Annotated in this window: 17 protein-coding genes; 4 read left to right on the forward strand and 13 right to left on the reverse strand. The window is 51.8% G+C overall.

The features are described 5' to 3' along the window. Positions 1-546: 546 nt before the first annotated feature. Genes BCF46_RS18785 through BCF46_RS18795 form a run of 3 tightly spaced genes read left to right on the forward strand, consistent with a single transcriptional unit; the run spans position 547 to position 4,420 of the window. The gene (locus tag BCF46_RS18785) at positions 547-1,602 is read left to right on the forward strand and encodes a replication initiator protein A (RefSeq protein WP_121028159.1); all 1,056 of its coding nucleotides are present in this window, start codon (positions 547-549) and stop codon (positions 1,600-1,602) included. After that, positions 1,500-2,963, forward strand: a complete 1,464-nt coding sequence (locus BCF46_RS18790; protein ID WP_211332848.1) for a DUF4365 domain-containing protein — start codon at positions 1,500-1,502, stop codon at positions 2,961-2,963. The genes BCF46_RS18785 and BCF46_RS18790 overlap by 103 nt, the downstream gene beginning before the upstream one ends. Then, entirely contained in the window at positions 2,960-4,420 is a 1,461-nt protein-coding gene (locus BCF46_RS18795) for an argonaute/piwi family protein (protein ID WP_121028163.1), read from the forward strand. The genes BCF46_RS18790 and BCF46_RS18795 overlap by 4 nt, the downstream gene beginning before the upstream one ends. Before the next feature lie 240 nt (positions 4,421-4,660). Here the strand turns inward: BCF46_RS18795 and BCF46_RS18800 are convergent, their stop codons facing one another. Further along, positions 4,661-5,014, reverse strand: a complete 354-nt coding sequence (locus BCF46_RS18800; RefSeq protein WP_121028165.1) for a single-stranded DNA-binding protein — start codon at positions 5,012-5,014, stop codon at positions 4,661-4,663. Positions 5,015-5,483: 469 nt separating this feature from the next. On the opposite strand from BCF46_RS18800, the gene BCF46_RS18805 reads away from it, so the two are divergent. Further along, positions 5,484-5,954, forward strand: a complete 471-nt coding sequence (locus tag BCF46_RS18805; RefSeq protein ID WP_211332849.1) for a thermonuclease family protein — start codon at positions 5,484-5,486, stop codon at positions 5,952-5,954. A 78-nt stretch (positions 5,955-6,032) separates the two neighbouring features. Here BCF46_RS18805 and BCF46_RS18810 read toward each other — a convergent pair whose 3' ends face one another. The 12 genes from BCF46_RS18810 to BCF46_RS19645 form a co-directional block, all read right to left on the reverse strand. Beyond that, positions 6,033-6,344: a hypothetical protein gene (locus BCF46_RS18810; RefSeq protein ID WP_121028169.1), complete on the reverse strand. Its 312-nt coding sequence runs from the start codon at positions 6,342-6,344 to the stop codon at positions 6,033-6,035. Between the two features lie 11 nt (positions 6,345-6,355). Next, positions 6,356-6,727 (reverse strand): hypothetical protein, encoded by a 372-nt coding sequence (locus tag BCF46_RS18815; RefSeq protein WP_121028171.1) that lies wholly within the window; start codon positions 6,725-6,727, stop codon positions 6,356-6,358. 131 nt (positions 6,728-6,858) lie between these two features. Continuing rightward, positions 6,859-7,146 carry a NadS family protein gene (nadS, locus tag BCF46_RS18820; RefSeq protein ID WP_121028173.1) on the reverse strand — a complete coding sequence of 96 codons (288 nt, stop codon included), beginning with the start codon at positions 7,144-7,146 and terminating at the stop codon, positions 6,859-6,861. After that, positions 7,143-7,532, reverse strand: a complete 390-nt coding sequence (locus tag BCF46_RS18825) for a type II toxin-antitoxin system RelE/ParE family toxin (protein WP_121028175.1) — start codon at positions 7,530-7,532, stop codon at positions 7,143-7,145. Before BCF46_RS18825 ends, nadS begins: the two co-directional genes overlap by 4 nt. Before the next feature lie 136 nt (positions 7,533-7,668). Beyond that, positions 7,669-7,944 carry a hypothetical protein gene (locus BCF46_RS18830; RefSeq protein WP_121028177.1) on the reverse strand — a complete coding sequence of 92 codons (276 nt, stop codon included), beginning with the start codon at positions 7,942-7,944 and terminating at the stop codon, positions 7,669-7,671. Positions 7,945-7,955: 11 nt separating this feature from the next. Next, positions 7,956-8,510 carry a YcbK family protein gene (locus tag BCF46_RS18835; protein WP_121028179.1) on the reverse strand — a complete coding sequence of 185 codons (555 nt, stop codon included), beginning with the start codon at positions 8,508-8,510 and terminating at the stop codon, positions 7,956-7,958. A gap of 149 nt (positions 8,511-8,659) precedes the next feature. Continuing rightward, complete coding sequence (locus BCF46_RS18840) at positions 8,660-10,498, reverse strand: ParB/RepB/Spo0J family partition protein (RefSeq protein ID WP_121028180.1); 1,839 nt, start codon at positions 10,496-10,498, stop codon at positions 8,660-8,662. A 61-nt stretch (positions 10,499-10,559) separates the two neighbouring features. Then, entirely contained in the window at positions 10,560-10,958 is a 399-nt protein-coding gene (locus tag BCF46_RS18845; RefSeq protein WP_121028182.1) for a DUF3768 domain-containing protein, read from the reverse strand. Positions 10,959-11,030: 72 nt separating this feature from the next. Beyond that, on the reverse strand, positions 11,031-11,237 hold the full coding sequence (locus BCF46_RS18850) for a hypothetical protein (RefSeq protein WP_121028185.1): 207 nt from the start codon (positions 11,235-11,237) through the stop codon (positions 11,031-11,033). 1,262 nt (positions 11,238-12,499) lie between these two features. Next, positions 12,500-13,738, reverse strand: coding sequence for a replication initiation protein RepC (repC, locus tag BCF46_RS18860; protein WP_170157989.1), 1,239 nt, complete (start codon positions 13,736-13,738; stop codon positions 12,500-12,502). Between the two features lie 609 nt (positions 13,739-14,347). After that, positions 14,348-15,073 (reverse strand): hypothetical protein, encoded by a 726-nt coding sequence (locus BCF46_RS18865; RefSeq protein ID WP_425454436.1) that lies wholly within the window; start codon positions 15,071-15,073, stop codon positions 14,348-14,350. A gap of 586 nt (positions 15,074-15,659) precedes the next feature. Continuing rightward, entirely contained in the window at positions 15,660-16,967 is a 1,308-nt protein-coding gene (locus tag BCF46_RS19645; RefSeq protein WP_170157990.1) for a hypothetical protein, read from the reverse strand. Positions 16,968-17,274 lie beyond the last annotated feature (307 nt).

A 17,274-nucleotide genomic window follows, 5' to 3' on the forward strand; every position in this document is an offset into this window, starting at 1 on the left:
CAAAGGCAAAGCCCTTCGTTGGTTGGAAGGATGAAATAGCAGCAATAGGACAATGCGTGCATTGTGTTTTTGCGCCAGTGGCAACAACGGCGAAAACCTATCCTCAAGACCAATCGTGTGATCATTGCGGGTGAATGTGGTGAGGTATTGCCTAAGGTTATCTTCGTGGACACGGTAGCGTTTGTTGGCCTAATGGACTGCTATGTTCTTCGGGAATTCTGAAAACGGTGTGTGTTATATATGTGTTAATATATGGGTTACGTTCTAAAAAATTGGGATTCAGCTATTCTTATCAAACCCTTGCAAAATAGGTGGTGGGTGATAAGCCACTAAATGGTGGGTGATAAGCCAGCATTTAGTGTGTCACAAGCCAGTGCCTTGCTTCTAAAGAGAAACTGGTTCTCTCATGCCTTGAGGTGGGTGATAAGCCAGCAAAAATTGACAAAAAGGTGGGTGATAAGCCAATGGATTGACTTGGTGGGCGATAAGCCACTAGCGTGTGATAAGCCAGTGAAGTATAGAATCGGTGGGTGATAGGCCAGTGCAATGACGACGGTGGGTGATAAGCCAGTGAAGCGGTTAGCAAACCCGCTACTCCCAGACCGGTTCCAACAACCGGATCTGTTTATTTGTGACATCTTCGATGCCGCGCCTAAGAGCGATATGGCTGGTATGGAACACCCCGTATTTTCGATTTCCAAGAAGCCGGATCATCAAACCCGTCGCTATGAAAATGGCAACAATTACATCGAAATTTCACCCTCAACAAAGGGACTGGCGACAGTCTTTGATCGCGACATACTGATCTTCTGCATCTCGCAATTGATCGCAGCTTTGAATGATAAAAAAGAAATTTCAAAAACCGTGAGCTTCAAAGTCAGCGACTACATTGTCGCTACTGGGAAGCCTGCGGGAGGTAGCGCATATGGTCGGGCTGAAGATGCTTTGGAGCGGTTGCGTGGAACGTCCATCAAAACAAACATCCATACCGGTGAAGAGCGGCAGTGGCAGGTCTTTGGCCTTGTTGAAAGTGCAAAGACGATACGGCGCGACAATGACGGCGTGCTTCAAGAAGTACAGGTGACGCTGTCGGATTGGGTGTTTAATGCGATTCAAGCCAAAGAGGTTTTGACGATCAGCCGGGACTATTTCCGACTGAAAAAGCCTCTAGAGCGCAGGATGTATGAAATCGCGCGCAAACACTGCGGAAAGTCTTCCGAGTGGCGGATTGGGCTTGAAAAGTTGCGGTTGAAGTGCGGCTCACACTCTTCAGCCAAGGAGTTCAAGCGCCTGATCAGCAACATCATCGCCGACAGTGACCAGCACGACCATTTCCCCGATTATGACCCCGCTCTTGAAGGCAACATCGTTGTGTTTCGCAGCAAGGGAACCGTCCCTATGCCCGTCGTCGAGATGTACGAGGGTAGGCTCGATCCTGAGGCGTATCACGATGCGCGCACTGCTGCCCCTGGCTGGGATATTCGAATGCTCGAGCAGGAATGGCGGGCATGGTGCGGCAAGGAAGAAATCGAGCCCAAGCATCCGACGCGTCATTTTATCAAGTTTTGCCAAAGCTGGTTCGAAAAGCGCGGCAGGCCGTAGCTAGGCAAGATTGGACTACGATGGCAAAGCAAATTACGAATAGCCAGCTTATTGGCGAGATCGGGGAGGTCGCGGCGAAGGGACGATTCCTCAACATGGGTTTCCAGTTTGACGGGCGGGGGCGACTAGAAGCAGGCATTGATGGTCTCGCCGAGGTCATGGTGGATGGTGTTCCACTTGCACAGATGATCGGGGTGCAGGTTAAGGCCACAGACATTGGCAAGTATGCCAATGAAGATGAGGACGGTTTTACGTATCTGTTAAGAACAGTCGACCTCGAATACTGGCGCATATCAAACATCCCGATAATCTTGGTGCTCTACCGTCGCTCGGACGAAAGCTTCTATTGGAAGGAAATCCCGCGCGATTTTAGCGTTGAGCAACGAAAACTGCGCTTCAACAAGGCGAATGATGTGCTCAACATAGACGCTGCGGATGCGATCGCGCAGCTCACCGTCCCAAAGACAGGGCATGGGTATTACGTCCCCCCGCTGGGGGGAGGCGAAGAAGCACTGGTCAACATGCTTCCTATCGAGCTACCGGATGAAATCTATGTGGCGTCAACCCCGTATTCTGCAAGCCAAGCGATGGCGATCTTATTTGATCGGGACGAGGAGCCTCGATTTGATTGGTCAATCAAGGGGCGCACGTTTTGGTCATTCCACGACCCACGAAAGGAATGCACGCGCCACATCATCGATGAAGATCAGGTAGATGTCATCGATACCGCGGACATTGCACTGCATGAAGACCGCGACGAGCAGAACAATTTCGCGTTCTTGTTAAAGCAACTGATGCGGCACCAGTTTAGAGATGACCTTGGATGGTTTAAAGAGACCAAGATCTTCTATTTCCTCGCTCAGGCGGAAAATACGCCACGCAGCTTCAAGTATGTGGCGACGAAGAACCGCACAGAAACCGATGTTGTGAAAGCTTCCGAGAACAAGAAAGAGCCGGGTCAAATCTCATTTGTTCGCCATCACGCATTCACGCCGCGTTTTGAGCTGATGCTTGACCAATGGTATCTGATACTTAGTCCGACATACCACTTCACGAACAATGGATTTTCGCCGCACTCTTACCCAAGCGCATTGCTGGCGGGGAAAAAACGCCTCGACAACAACGCCTCTCTACGCGGGCAGGTCATTATGTGGCACCGGTTCTTGTCTGGAAGTGAAGACGGGGATCTAGACCTCTTCGCGCCCGAACCAAGCACGGCAAAAGTGCTAAAATTTGGACCTCCACCGAGCGTGGAACTACCCACGACGGTGCCTGAAAAGGCTTGGAGTTCACCAAAACCAATTGTTGTCGATGATGACGACGATGCAGAAGAGAGCAAACAAGAAGGGTTGGGCCTGTGACAGGTTTCAAAGGAAAGATCTTCGACGAGCCCCTGCTGGAGTTTGGCGACAAACACAGTCATGCTGACCCGCGTCTTGGTTTACGTGAGGCAGGGCCGCTTCAAACGCATCTTGGTGAAGTGATCAAGGTCGGTGTTGTTGGAAGTTCCAAAACCGTCGAAGATGCTAAAGCCTTCATGGCTGCCGCGACAGAGGGTTTTGACGGCGCGTCGGAAAAACACCCAAATCTCCACCCAGACTTCCCCGGATTGCAGAACCAGAATCCGTTCCGCTGTAACTTTGAGATTGAAGAGGGGGGTACGGAGACCCTTCCAAAATCCCTTATGGATAAGATTTCAAAAGAACCTGATCATGCACGGGCCGTAGAAATGGCGGTCGATGCTGTGTGCGAACGGCTTCAAGTTCTTGAGGATAGCGGAAACCGGCCGGATGTGGCGATGATCGCGTTGCCCGTTCAACTGATTGAACGAGTTTGGGGCGCAAAAGTTGAAGCCCGTGGAACCCGAGAAAAAGACGACAGCGGCGGTTCGGACGCGCCAAACTTTCGTGGCTTGTTGAAAGCGCGAGCGATGGATCTGAGTTTTGCTATCCAGATCGTTTGGGAGGATGTTTTGGATGAAAAAGCAAAAATTCCGCGAAAGATCAAAGAGTCCTCCGACCGCAAAATTCAAGACGTCGCAAGCCGAACTTGGAACCTGTTGACGACGCTATACTACAAAGGCAGTGGGCGTGTTCCGTGGCGTCGCCTGCCTCAAGACGGGGAGTATAAAGCTTGTTTCATCGGGATCAGTTTTTACAGAGACGTTGAAGGCCAACAGCTCTGGACCAGTGCTGCGCAGATGTTTGATGAGCGTGGAAAAGGGTTCATTTTGAAGGGTGGTCGTGCGCAGACAGAAACGCGCGGTCGCCATCCTTATATGACCCAAGAAGACGCATACGAATTGGTCAAGAACGTCCTCGAAGCCTATCGAGCGCACCACAAGCACTATCCGGCGAGGGTCATCATCATGAAGACTTCTCGATTCCGAGATGAGGAAGCTGATGGGTTCTTAGAGGCGCTGGATGAACAGGGCACGGAGCTTCGCGACCTCGTTTGGGTCCAGGAGCATTACGCGGCAAAAATTCTTCGCGATGGAGACTACCCCGTTTTGCGAGGCACATTCATTGATCTGGATGGCAAAGGATTGCTCTATACAAACGGGAGCATTCCTTACTACGGGACGTATCCAGGGTTGTATGTCCCAAACCCGCTCTTCCTGTGCCCCCACAAAAGCAGCGAGAGCACGATTGCCGAAATTGCGCGTGAAGTGTTCTCTCTCACCAAGATCAACTGGAATTCTACGCAGATGAACCAAAAACTACCGATTCCGATACGCGCGTCTCGTAAGGTTGGTGAGGTGTTGAAGTACCTTCCCGAAGGCCAAACGGTCAGCAGTGACTACAGAAAATATATTTGATGGCAAGATGAAGTGATAACCTTCTCCGGGCCCATTGATAGGATTCAGAAAACCGGCTGCATCGAGCCAAAGATGCGCGACGTTCCACACCAAAGCGTTGAACGTCACGTCAAAAACTGATGTTATTCCTGAAAACCAGATGTGACACGTGTCGCCTGTCCGATTGGAAAAACCTCTTGGGTTTTTATGACCGGAAAGGAACCTTTGCGGGATGGGCGGGCCATGAGGCCCGCCGAAGGCTTAGGAGCCTTCTTGCTGTTTCGCGACGCGGCGGCGTTCGTCTTGGCTGGCGTTGTCGAAATCGTCTGCTGCCAGCGTCATGCCGTACTCGGTGCCACCTGAGCTGTTTTCCCAGCTTGTTTGGCGAAGCGTGCCGCGAGCGTGCACCAAATCGCCGGGGAGCGTGTTGTCTTTCACCCACTTAATGACGTTCTCGTTGAAGATCGTCACTTCGTTCCAGTAGGCGTTTGCTTGAAAGTCGCCTCGGTCGTCTTTGCGGCCATACTCGGCTGCGATGCTGACGCGAAGTGTGCTGCCGACTGTCTTGATTTTGCCTACGCGGCCCATGATCTGAAATTCTGCAAAGGTTCTCATTGTGGTGTCTCCTTGGTGAAGTTGTTTCGATAAAAAACGGTCAAGCGTGTATTCGATGCGATCAAACCAAAAAGCGGAGGGTCCGAACGATATTATAATATTGTATAATATTCTAATTCGGGTGGAAACCGTTTTTTTGATTGAAGGGGAGGGCGTTAGCCTGAGCCAGTCGCTAAGAGAAGACTAAGTGATGGTCCGTTTGAGAAACAACGCCAAGGGGACACGTGAGAACCGACGCGCTCAGTTTTTAGAGGGCCGGATAGGATCAAGATTGTTGGCAAGCAGCGTCATGCTTAAGCTGCCGTGGGTAGCAAATACGACTGAGGTGCGCGCAAACGCAGACCGTAGTGAGGATCCTCCTGCAGAACAGAAATGGGTGAAAGAACGCTTCACGATTGGTTCTCGATTATGGCATGATTTGCCAAAGGGAAAACACGGGTGGTCCGTGGGCATGATGGGACGACTGACAGTGGCAACGGCACACGAACCTACGGGGATTCACGCACAAGGCAACACGCGGCCAATCTCGCGGCCCACCCATGCCTCGATGTGGTTTCTTACGGGTTTGATGGCCGTTGTTGTCCTTCTGGCTGGGCCGGTCAAAGCAGAAAGAGTGCAGCCGTCAGCAATCTACGTTGTCGATGGCGATACTATCCGGTTCGCAGGCGATAGTTGGCGTTTGGTTGGGCTGGACACGCCAGAGACCTACAGACCGCAGTGCGATTACGAACTGGCCCTTGGACAAGCTGCGACGGCAAGACTTCGCGATCTGGTCATGTCGGGACGCGGCGTTGATCTGGTCGCGCTGCCCGGGCGCGATCGGCACAACAGAGGTTTAGCGAGGCTTTTCATAGGTGGGGAAAATATTGCAGATATTTTGACCAGCGAAGGTTTGGCACGACGATACGATGGGGGCCGACGACAAAGCTGGTGTGGGTGACGCGATAGCGTTTCTGCGCGAATAGCGCAGGCCCGTTGTCGCAGGGCATCGCCCTGGGGCGGCGGGCAGAATAGGGGATTAGTTGCGCACCGTGCCTATGAGGCCAGTAACCGCAGCCATTAGGCCAGCGTAGAACGTAAACATCAGCCAGATCAAAACAAAGAACAGTCCGATGTTTCCGATCAGGCTAGGTTCGGCATCAAAGCGGAACGCATCGGACGATAACCCCTTGCCAAGCATGATACCAAAACCAAGCGTAGGTAGAAAAACGGTCCATCCCGCCAGCATGTATTGATTGCTTGTCTTGCGACCTGCTACCCAGCAAGCCCGTAGCACGCGGATGGGTCGGAAAATTACTTCGGCCATGCGATACTGAACCTGTTCAAGCATTGCGCTTGCCCCTAGTCATCAAGATCATCGAGCCGCTTGAGTGCATCCGAACGCCAGTTATCAGGCCAAAACCGCACGAGTTCGTCAACCGCATTTGCATCAAGGTTTTTGCTCGATGTCGATACTAGCTCAAGGCCCAACAGACCTTCTGGATCGGCAAGCTCGCCAGCGGCTTCGGCGTAATCGTGATCCATGTCCTCTGTTAGGAAGTCCTCGCCAGTCGTTCTAATCTCCGTTCCATCATCATCCCGTGAAAAAAACGTCCTATCGGAGTGGATCAATCTCGAAACACTCACCATTTTACGCGCTTGTGCTTTCGACATCATGAAAGTCTTGGTGACTTCAACAAAAACGAAATCATCATCTTTTGGGGCGTCTGTCATTGGAATCTCTTTCCACGTTTAAAGGCCAAGAAACTGCCAGTAAGCAGCCCGGCAAGACCGAACCCGCCAACAATGGCTATCAATCATCTGGGCACACTGTGCACAGCGGCATTTAGCGGCCTTCCCAAACCTCATCCAGCCGCAAGGGTTTTGGCAACTCCTTCGGGATTACGGTCAATAATCGAAAGAAGGACAACCGCTGCACGATCTGGTGAGCGCCGTTCTTGCTCCCAATCTCTGACGGTGCCGACAGGCAAACAAAAGCGTTCGGCGAATGCGACCTGTGATAGCTTTAGACGTTTGCGGATCGCAGCCACATCAACAGTTTCCGGCACGAACACGCCAGCGGGTTCAACTTCGCCTTTAGCAATTGCCAGCGCTTCGTTTGCGCTTTGGATCAGTTCTTCTCCAAAATTCATTTGTTTTTCCACTTCTTGCTCTGGCCCAGTTGGGCCGTTACTTTCTTCACGTTCGCTCGGTATGCGTCCGCAAGCGAGGGCAGTATCTTCGCCAGTTCATTCTTCTCGGCGTCGGTAAGGTTTGCTTTCGCTCCCTTCCCGTACACGGCAAGCAGGAATATAGGCACATCATCACCGCCAAAATAATGTATCGTCCGATACCCACCACTCTTGCCACCACCACGACCAGCATGGCGTAGTTTACGCGCCCCGCCAGTTCGGGCCATAAGATCACCAGCAACCGGATTATCGGCCAAAGTATTCACAATTGCATCCATGTCCGCCTCGGACAGTCCGTGGCGTTTGGCTTGAGTTAGAAAAGTGGCTGTCCAGATTACAGTGTGCATACCACAACATACGGCAATGCCGTAATTGGGTCAAGTGGAAAATACGGCATTGCCGTATAAAAAGAGGCCCCGCCGAAGCGGGACCAGTTGAATCCTCACCACAAGGAAACTCGCGGGCCTCGCGGCCCAAAATCTTTCATTCGTCGCCGCCACTAATCAAAGCTGCCACATCAAGTCCCAGATCATCGGCTTGGGCGGTCGTGAGGCATTGGGCTGGGCCATCTTCGGACATTGGAACAATCACGATGACGCCGCCGCTCTCAATGCAAAGCTCTTTGGCGAGTGTCATCACGGGTTCAAAGAATTGGTCGCGGTGCTGCTTCACCGCAATAGAATAAGTCACCACGACAATCATTGCGGCGCAAAGGATCACACCTCCGCTCAACAGCAACACTTTAGATTTCTCAGTCATTGTCCTTCCTCTCATCCTGTCCAACGCCGCCCTGATGGGCCAACGTCGATATGTGTAAAATCCGCGTACCGGCCCAAGCCGTGTATTCCGTAAGATTCAGCGTAGCCAACAACCAACGGTGGGCTGACACCTACAATATTGAAATCACATGCCCTGCCTGCAACGTGTTGAGAATTTCGGGCAGCGTTCGGGATGGTTGCATTCCGTCTCGCCGTGCGAAAACCAGAGTTAATCAAGATCGCCTTGGGCTGACCAAAATCCAGTGACATGCGCGTCTGGATCAGAGCCAAGTCAACAAACAACAGAGGGTCTATTGGACTCTGCGCATCTGCATCGCGCCAATCACGCCACAGCCAATTCAGACGTTGAAGATTACTTGCATCGTATCGCTGACCATTTCTGAACCTGACGGCCAAACTGTCTCCGTCTGTGTTCGCGACCAGGAGACGATCAAAGCCAATGTCAGACCAAGGGGTATCCTGCGCCGTGCAAATTTCTGGGGCTGCTAGCAACATCGTCGCCATGCTGACGGTCTTTAGAAAATGCCTCTTGGTTTGCATTGTCATATCCTCATGCGGAAAAATCGGCGGGTTCAACTGTGTAGCGCCCCCTTAACAATATTACAATATTGTCTCACAGGCGCTAAAATGGTTTTCTACTCTAATCAATGAAAGTGACGGGGAGGGCAGGGCGCTTGTGCGCCCCGCCCAACACATCAAACCATACCTTCGGGCAACCAAGCTGCGATGCGAGACTCTTGCGTCTCCGTGACGCCAAGGGCCTTACGTGTTGCCTCGTCGCCGAACAGCTTTTCTAACTTTGCAGCCTTCTCGCCTTTTTTCAAAGTCGCGAACGATTTGGCTGCGTCGTGGTTCTCGGACAGGTTCAACAGGTCGTTCCACAACTCGATCATGTAGGGACCACCAACCCGCATGAAAAAGTTCTCTGCTGTTGGTGTGAAGTGATCCCGTGTGACCTTCTTGGTCTTCTGGTCGATCATGTCTGCAAGATCAGCGTCGGAAATTGATAGCTGGCCGATAATTTTCCGCACCAACATATCCATGCACTTCTTATGCCCACGTTTGCGGAACGCTGCGAAGTCCTCGGCCTCGTTGCCTTTGCTCTCAATCGGATCGGGCAGGGTCAATCGTTTGTCTTGGGCATATCCTGTCTCCGTCTCTGGCACATTAGACAGGTAGGGCAGGGACACGTCATAGGCATGAATGCGGCGGTATCCCTGCGATTGCGTCAATTGGTAGGCCAGTAGATCAAGGGCAAGCGTCGGGTCGTCCAGTAGGGCGTTTTGACGTGCGCCTACAACCACACGGGTAAGGTCTTCTTGCAACTTGGCAGAAATCGGCGACTTCTTCGCTGTCTCTTTGTGGGCGGATTTTTTCAACACACCCGCCTCAATAGCGGCGGCTTGATCCTCAACGCGCACAAGTCCTTCGATCAATTCAACCCGTCCGTTGAAGTCCACATACATGATCATGCCTGCATGGGTCATTTGCTCGTCTGTGAACGCGCCTTTGATCTTCGCCTTCAACTCCGCATATTCAGCGATGCCAGCATCATCGCAAGCGTCACCCTCAACCAATTCGCTCAATTCGTTGAAGCGGTCATTTTCTTCCTCGGTCAAAACGCCTTCGACCTTGTAGAGCCGCGCCAGCTTCATCCGCTCAATGGTGTCATAATAGACGCCATCGTCCATCAACGCTTCGCCCCATTTCCAACCGTTGTGTTCTGCAAGCTGCGCCGCCGTATCCGCTAGTTTCGCTTCAAAACAATCCTGCAAAATGGTCGGATCATCAAAGAGCGTTTCATTTTCGAACAGGTCGCCACCGATGCGACCCCCTGCGGCTTTATATTCCTCAACACCCACGAAAACGGCGCGACGGTCAGTGCCTTTCACATGGTCAGGTTTCAACGCTTCCTTGATCTGGTGATCGGACATAGCCCCCCAGCCTTTGGTGCCACGGGATTTAACGACCTCCAGCACTTCAAGGGTCAGCTTTGCATCATTGCTGATAGTGAACGCCTTAGCTTGGGACAGGCTGATTTCGGTGGCTTTCAATGCGTCCAGCACTGCGTCGTCAAGGCCAGCAAGAGCCAAGCGGCGATACACTTTTTTCTCCGTCACACCGTAGGCCACTGCAATCTGACATGCGTTCATGCCTGTTTTTGACAAGGTGCCATAATCACGAATTTCATCGGCGGGGTGCAAGTCTTGGCGCTGCGCGTTTTCACTGGTCGCCCATAATTTCGCGGTGTCTTCGTCGGCTGCAAGCTGCACCTGCACGTTCTGAAAGCGTGGATCGTCCTGCAACAGCGCAAGGGCGCGGTAACGCCGCCCACCAGCAACAACGCCAACCCCCTCGGTCCCATCGTGACGGAACCCTGCAAGGTTGTGGATTAAGCCAGCAATTTTGATGTTCTCGGAAAGGGATGCGATTTCATCATCTGAAACCACTGTGCGGGGGTTAAACGGGGAAACGTATAGATCAGCAAAGGCCACGGTTTCTGTGATCTGCGGGACTGTTGTTTGATCGGTCATTTTTCTATCCTTGATGTGGTGATGAATTGAGGGGAACGCCCTGCACGGGCGCTCCTGATTTTCAGTAGTCAGAGGGGAAAAGGATGGTCATAACCCGCTTGGTTTGGTCCAAGTCTGTCGGGTCTTCTGCACCATATTCGAGGTTCAAATCGTAAAGGTCGATCTTGAACCAGATGGTTTTTGTGTCACTGGCGATGGTGATTTCCACTGCCCCAAAGCTGTGATCGCCGTATGGGTCATTATCTTCGGTGAAGTCGTCAAAGTGCTGGATCGCCTGCATCATCTGCGCCATCCAAGCGGGGCTAAGTGCTGCAACGGCCTGCGTCATGACGATCTGGCCAGATATTGTAAAATCCGCCCCCCAAGTATTGCGAAAACGGTCATTATGTTCCGCAATCGTCTTTGCTCGCTCGGCTGCGGTGTAGTCTTCTTCTGGAATTGAAAGCTGTTCAAAAGCCATTTTATCGGTTCCTTTGTGGTGCCACCGTCTGAGACTTTGTGCCTCTTAATGGTGCTGGTTTTGAGCAAAGCCCTAAAAGGGCGTCGTCTCTAAAACCTGCCATGTGGCCGAACAGGGTCGGGGAATTTGGAACGGAAAATCAACAAGGTAGGTGCGGGCAGAAGGCGTAGCCGACAACTCGGCCTTGTCTATTTTCTGTGTAAAAAGGGGCAGGAACAGGCCCCATTCTTTCTGCCCGAAGCGGCGTTCGGCTTGCCCGAACCCCAAGGGATGCACCATGCAATCGTTACCCGCAGGGCAGATCGGCGCGGCCCAGGGCGAGCATGACCAAAGGAGGGGGTACGGCTCGGAGAGACGGGCGACTGACTATTGGATCAGCTCGTATCGGGACGTGACGTTCTGGTGAAGCCGCGTGCCGGCTGAATTAGTGCGCGGTGACACGGCCAAAGGCCGGGTCAGGGGCCCAACATCACTACACCCACAAATCAAACCAAACGTTCGAACTTAGTGAAAAAATGAGGGTAAGAAATCGGATCAAATTCTTAATTTTTTCGCTGCCATTGGATCTTCAACCACTGGCGCCATTGCGCAGACAGAAGCAGAAAATGACTGCGATCTAGCTGTTGCCGCCATGCTAAATCTTGCAAAAACAAACCTGAGCACCCAAGAAACGCTGCTACAACTCTCCGTCGATAAGCTCAAATTTTTGACAACCTTTAAAGCACCACCCCTGAAGAACATGAACCACTGTCGCGCTTTGCTGTGACCATCGAAGGGGTCGAACGTATCGACACGCAGGTTATGGCTGCTGGCATTCAGGCAATGCGTCGAATGTGTCCCACCGCTTTCCAGAAAAACTAAGAACAAGATGGGGCTGTTTGCCCCCGCGCCGATGGCGCTCCCCCGAGGATTTTTGAGGGAAGATGAATGATGAAAAGAGCGTCTATTCTAGTCCACCAAAGCCAAAGACCGAGGCATAATATTATTGTGTTAAAAACAATATTGTAATATTGTTCGTTATTGCGGGCCTAGCAGGGATGCGACGGTTCGTGGAAGGTGAAAAAAACTCCGGTTGGATTTACCGAAAGGGCCGGAACCGCAAGGTTTTGGTCCTTTTATGTTTATGGAGGAAGCAAACGAAATTCGTATTGATACTGGTGCTGTTCAACCTTGAGTCTGGTTCCGAATTCACCAAGCGGCGGAGAAAGGATCGACGGTCTGAGCTGAAAGGCAAGGTTGGCGGGAGATTGAACGTGTTTTACACCTAGTCGGTGCCAAACGCATACTTCACTGAATAACTTGTTTTGCGAAGACACCGGCAACGGCTTTTTGGCCACGGAGATCGGCGCGGAACTGAGTGGTTCCGGTTGCGAAAAAAGGAAATCATGTCTGCCGTGGTTGATCAGATTCATAAAGCGGCCTGTTGCATTAGGTTGGTGTCTAAGATGAAATTGTCGTGGCCGTCAGGCCAGGACTTCGTGGTCTACAAGAGCTGGGATCGCAGCCGATAGTTAGTGCTGGGAGGGTTGGCACATTCTGTCCTATTCTTCCCGCAAACGCGCATCCAAACCTTTCAAACTAGCGATGATATTCAGTGTACCGTCGCGAGCTGCATTGTTCATGCCGCGTAGGTATCCACCAGGGCATTTGACGGGGAGTTGTGGATGGTATCGGTTTGCGTCTGTGATGATTAGGGCGAGGATCGCATCGTCTTTCCCCATGAGATCGCAAGCATCGTTCCAAGCTGATTGGTTGATACCCAATTCTCGCAACATCTGAATCGCTGCACATGATACGTCATGCTCGGTCGGTGGCCGCCCTTGAGCGTGAGCATCGATGTAGAACTTCATTTCAGGTGAGCAGAGGCCATAAAGGATCGGTCCTGATAGCTTTAGGCGAATTTCGCCCTTGCGGTACTCCCCTGACCCTTCATTCTTATTTTCTCTGCAATCTTTCGAGCCGGCAGGCTCGGAACTTAAATCCTTAGCGTGTGTGGACTTGTCCACACACTTTTGGGTAACGCTTGCGTTACAGACATAGTTAAGTTCTTGGGTTGTATCTTGTATATAGGGGGTAGCATCTGTGCCGCTCTGGTGTTGCATATTCTCTGACTCTTGCAAGATCATCAACACATTCTGGGTCAAGTTATCCGCCTCAAGAACATGCTGGCGAAGTTCGTCCATATCCATGCGACGAAGCAAACGAGCGTCAGGCCAGTCCTCATACTCTGATATGTAGTCTTCGACCTTCTGATTGGTGATCTGCATGTCAGCAAGATCGTTCAACGCAGCCTTCAAATGGCCCTTGTGAATGCTTCGTGTGTTGCACAGCAGGTTGCGCTCTACCTGTAGAGCCTCTTGCTGATGCTTGTGGCCCAACATGGCAGGGACCAAGGCAATGGCATTTGAGAAAAAGATGCCACAGCCAGCAAAACCGGACCTTCCGCCGTGCGCCATCGTGCGTTTCTCAATAAGACCCAATGCCACAAGCCGCTTTTCGTGCCGGTTGATTGTATAGCGGGATTTGCTGCGACGAGCTGCCACCTCGCCCTGACGACGCCAACAGCATGGTTCACGGTCGGGCTTCTTCCAGTCACTAGGCCGGGGATCTTCCGCCATGCGAACGAAAGTGGAAATTTCTGCGTCCGTCAGATTGAACAATGTCGGTGCGGTGTTCTCGAACAGCCGTATGAAGCCGTCCCGTTCCATGCCTTCGGGCAGGGTCGGATACCCTTGGGTGTCTAGATCGTCGTGCGCTCTTAGAGCGGAAATGTTGTTCATTTTTCTATCCTTGCTCGATTTTAAGCAAGACGGCTGCGGGCAAATTTCCATCGTTCGCACAAATGCGTTTTTTGTTGCCAGCTTGGAGAGAGGGTGATAAAACCAAGATCAACAGCTTTTGTGATCTACTAAAGAATTGGCGTTCTTTGGTTTCAGAACCCCCCCCCGTTAGGTTTCCGCCTTGCGGGGGTTTCTACTTTTTAGGGCTGGTTTCTCCTTTCGATTCTCTTGTTTCAGGCGCTGTCAGAATACAGGGTATTGGGCTTTCGGCCATAGTACCTACTGTATGCTGCGCCTTGGGCTAACTCTTGTGGTTGATGAGAGGGTTAGGCCAAGATGCAGATGTAGCGGACGCACAGATGCGTTTTTTGCTTGATTGCTATGTTGGTGGGGTGTTAGAACCGGACTTGAAAAATTGAGTAGCCGTTCGGGACGCCAATCCCTTGGTTCTAAAACCCCCCGTACAGGTTAACCCCTCTGCGGGGGTTTCTCGTTGTACGGCGGGAACTGCTCCTCTACCTGTTGATTCTTATTATTTATGACGACAGGCATACAACGTCTGGGTGCCTGTCGCAATTATAGTATCGTGCACTAGGCGTCATACCACGCCTAGTAGTTGACCTGCTCAAACCCGTAATTGCCCTCATAGTCGCGCCAATCCACGAAAACCGACCGATGAAAGATCGACGGGCAGTTACTTGGATAGTTCTCAAGACCCGTATGAGCCGCAGGCAGCGAGCGGTAATCGCTTGATCCCGCCCAACTGAAATCGCCTTGCGTCCCATATGTCCCAACGCGCATCGAAAATGAGTGGTTGCAGTCACCATCTCGGCCGCTCTCATGCTGTCTGGCGTATGTGACGTTGTAAACGCGGATCGAACGAACGAAATTGAACTCTGCACCGCTTATGTCGATGTCTGCACCGCCATCTTGGACGAGCTGCATGGCAAAGCCATCTGGAAGCGGGTTGGCAGACCCGCCGCTGCGTCGGACAACGGCGGGTTGCGCCATAAGCGAAGTATCCGTGAGTGGGACACTTGGATACGACTGGGCCGGTGCATCGTTCATGTCCAAGAGAATTTCATAGATGCGATCCGCTGTTTGAGTGTCAGGATCGACCGTGTAGGCTGCGCCCATCGGGCAACGCCAAATTTGCAATGGTGGCTCAACAGGCCAAGGTGTGATCCTGCGGATGAACTCTGCGCGGGCGCGGGCGCATGGCACCGATGCAGGCCAACCACCTGACAAGCAAAGCAGAATAGCGCAGTCAATTTGGTATGTCTGTGCTTGTGCGCGCTCTGGTGCCGCTATGATGCCGACCATTGCTGTTGCCATCGCCAGTACGCTTGAGTGGAGAATGTTTGTCATGCGTCACTCCTTCGATTGTTAGATATTATAACCGTGTGATCTTGTTATAATATTGTTTAGTCGAAGTTGGGGTGCTGAATCAAGTCTTTGTGGTTGCACATCGAGGTGAAATGTTGGACGTCAGATGACTTTGACCTTTACGTCATCAACTGATCCAAAAGAAAATCCGGCGTAACCGTCGTTCATGCAGACCGCAGCGAACGGCTCAAAAAAAGCCCATTTTGACAAATGGGGGTCGTTTGCGGAAGGGGGCGAAATGACAATGTAAGCATCGTTTAGGTTAACAGATGTTCGTGCTTACCGCAGCGAATGTCTTAAAAGCCAAAGGTAACGGATGCTGCAGATTGTACCAATGGAAGATATGTGCAGCGAAGCGGACGCTGAGCGTTTGCCACTTGAGAGAACGCAAGGTCATAAAGCAAATGTGGCTTTTTGTGCACCGCTGTCACCTGAGAACGGACCAAAGCCAACAAGACTGAAATCGTCATTTTAACATTACTCGACCTTCGAAACGGGACGAACGATAGCAGCGATCAATCGTAGTTCTGCGTTATCATAAGCCCTCGTCGTCCATTCTGGAAACCCGCCCGAGCCTTGAGAGCATACGTGCCCACTCATCTACATCGGTGGAGAGCCGAGGCGCGGGCTCGGAGCGTCGCTTGTGAGTTTTGTTGGCTGGTTGCGAAACCGAATTGCCTGACAGGGGTCCGGATGAACGTGGGTGCTTCTTGGCGCGTGCATGTGGTTGAGGCCTCCGAGCCTTTTGCAGTTTGCCGCCTGTGTTTCTTTTCTTCTGCCTATCCGGTTTTTCTTGAGAGACGCCGGACAGGGCAATCAGGAAAAAGGCAAGGCGAGGAGTCCAAGGCGAACCATCAGCGGTCACACGGCCTGTTTCATTCAAATAGTGAGAAACAAGTTTGGCCCCCACGATCCTCTTCTTGGCGAAATCTTTTAGGACAGAGCGCAGTGTTCCCAAAATCTTGGCAGTTCCGCCGCTTCCTGACCCAAAATGCCTCCTCTCGGATGGCATGAGCTCTGAAACCACAAGGGGAACAATGCTAGGGTCTATATCCTTCTCCAGCGCTTCGAAGTCGACTAGCCGATCACCGTTGACAACTTCGATTTCTTCAAGTGACGATGGGTGCAGAAATGAGAACGTCTCTCTACGCCGACTGACGAGGTCGCCTTCAGCTAGAAGCGGTTGATCACAGTAAATGAAAAAACGATATTTCTGATGATTTTCGGTTGAAAGGTCTTCAACCTGAACTTCCATGCCGAAGTCGGCGAATTGGACTTCAACCACCACTGCAAGATTCCAAGAGTTTCTTCTGGCTTTCCGGCCTACAGGTAGTATTCGCTGGTCGATCTTTTGTTCGGCACCGAGAATCTTTTTGATGTCGGCCAGTTTTCGGCTGGAGGGGCGAAGACGCGCAGAGCCAGAGGCAGCGCCCCCGTTGTCCGTGCAAGGGTGCTTCGCCCAGGGCTTTCCGAGTTCATCAAAGAAGACGCGGCTGCCGTGTTGATTGGCATAGAAATAGACGGGCTGACCGCAGACGGGGCAAGATGCATTCGGGTTAACGAAGCAGCGAGAGTAACTTGTTGCGCCGTAGCCTTTCAGTGTCTGCGTCGCTTGGTGCTTTTCATACTCAGAATAAACCGGCCGAAGTGGCTTTGTAACTGGCGCGGCGGGGACGCCTCCGCCGTTTTGGTTGCCGCCGCCAAGGCACCAGCCGCAATTGCACCCAGGGTAATGATTGTGACCGGTCAATTTAGCGCCAATGTGCCAATACTCATTACAGTAAATTGGATCAAAAATGCGCCTTTCGCTAGTCCCCTCTCCCGAATTTCTATCAAATTCCAACCGCAAATTAGGCCGACGTAACCTTCCATCCTGTCTAATGTCTGGTTTGGGCCTGGGAGAGGACACTGACCGTCAATTCACTAACGGTATGACTTGAAATAAAGAAAGGTATCTTTATTGATAGTGCATATTGAAGATTGAGGTGCCCATGGCTGATCCTGAAACGAACGATCCTCTCGAAGAACTCGTGAGTCTGAATTTTAAGATAACTGAACGCCAGAGGCGAGAGTTCAAGGTTTGGTGCGCGGAGCGAGGTATCACGCAGGTTGATGGGTTTAGGCGCGGATTTAAATTACTTAAAGATACA

This window comes from Litoreibacter meonggei, assembly GCF_003663885.1.
GTDB lineage: Bacteria > Pseudomonadota > Alphaproteobacteria > Rhodobacterales > Rhodobacteraceae > Litoreibacter > Litoreibacter meonggei.

What these genes read in the sequence shown, in the direction of transcription:
- BCF46_RS18785 (WP_121028159.1), top strand. Translation starts at nt 547, where the DNA reads ATGACGACGGTGGGTGATAAGCCAGTGAAGCGGTTAGCAAACCCGCTA.
- BCF46_RS18790 (WP_211332848.1), top strand. Translation starts at nt 1,500, where the DNA reads ATGGCGGGCATGGTGCGGCAAGGAAGAAATCGAGCCCAAGCATCCGAC.
- BCF46_RS18800 (WP_121028165.1), bottom strand. Translation starts at nt 5,014, where the DNA reads ATGAGAACCTTTGCAGAATTTCAGATCATGGGCCGCGTAGGCAAAATC.
- BCF46_RS18810 (WP_121028169.1), bottom strand. Translation starts at nt 6,344, where the DNA reads ATGCTTGAACAGGTTCAGTATCGCATGGCCGAAGTAATTTTCCGACCC.
- BCF46_RS18815 (WP_121028171.1), bottom strand. Translation starts at nt 6,727, where the DNA reads ATGACAGACGCCCCAAAAGATGATGATTTCGTTTTTGTTGAAGTCACC.
- nadS (WP_121028173.1), bottom strand. Translation starts at nt 7,146, where the DNA reads ATGAATTTTGGAGAAGAACTGATCCAAAGCGCAAACGAAGCGCTGGCA.
- BCF46_RS18825 (WP_121028175.1), bottom strand. Translation starts at nt 7,532, where the DNA reads ATGCACACTGTAATCTGGACAGCCACTTTTCTAACTCAAGCCAAACGC.
- BCF46_RS18830 (WP_121028177.1), bottom strand. Translation starts at nt 7,944, where the DNA reads ATGACTGAGAAATCTAAAGTGTTGCTGTTGAGCGGAGGTGTGATCCTT.
- BCF46_RS18835 (WP_121028179.1), bottom strand. Translation starts at nt 8,510, where the DNA reads ATGACAATGCAAACCAAGAGGCATTTTCTAAAGACCGTCAGCATGGCG.
- BCF46_RS18840 (WP_121028180.1), bottom strand. Translation starts at nt 10,498, where the DNA reads ATGACCGATCAAACAACAGTCCCGCAGATCACAGAAACCGTGGCCTTT.
- BCF46_RS18845 (WP_121028182.1), bottom strand. Translation starts at nt 10,958, where the DNA reads ATGGCTTTTGAACAGCTTTCAATTCCAGAAGAAGACTACACCGCAGCC.
- BCF46_RS18850 (WP_121028185.1), bottom strand. Translation starts at nt 11,237, where the DNA reads ATGGTGCATCCCTTGGGGTTCGGGCAAGCCGAACGCCGCTTCGGGCAG.
- repC (WP_170157989.1), bottom strand. Translation starts at nt 13,738, where the DNA reads ATGAACAACATTTCCGCTCTAAGAGCGCACGACGATCTAGACACCCAA.
- BCF46_RS18865 (WP_425454436.1), bottom strand. Translation starts at nt 15,073, where the DNA reads ATGGCAACAGCAATGGTCGGCATCATAGCGGCACCAGAGCGCGCACAA.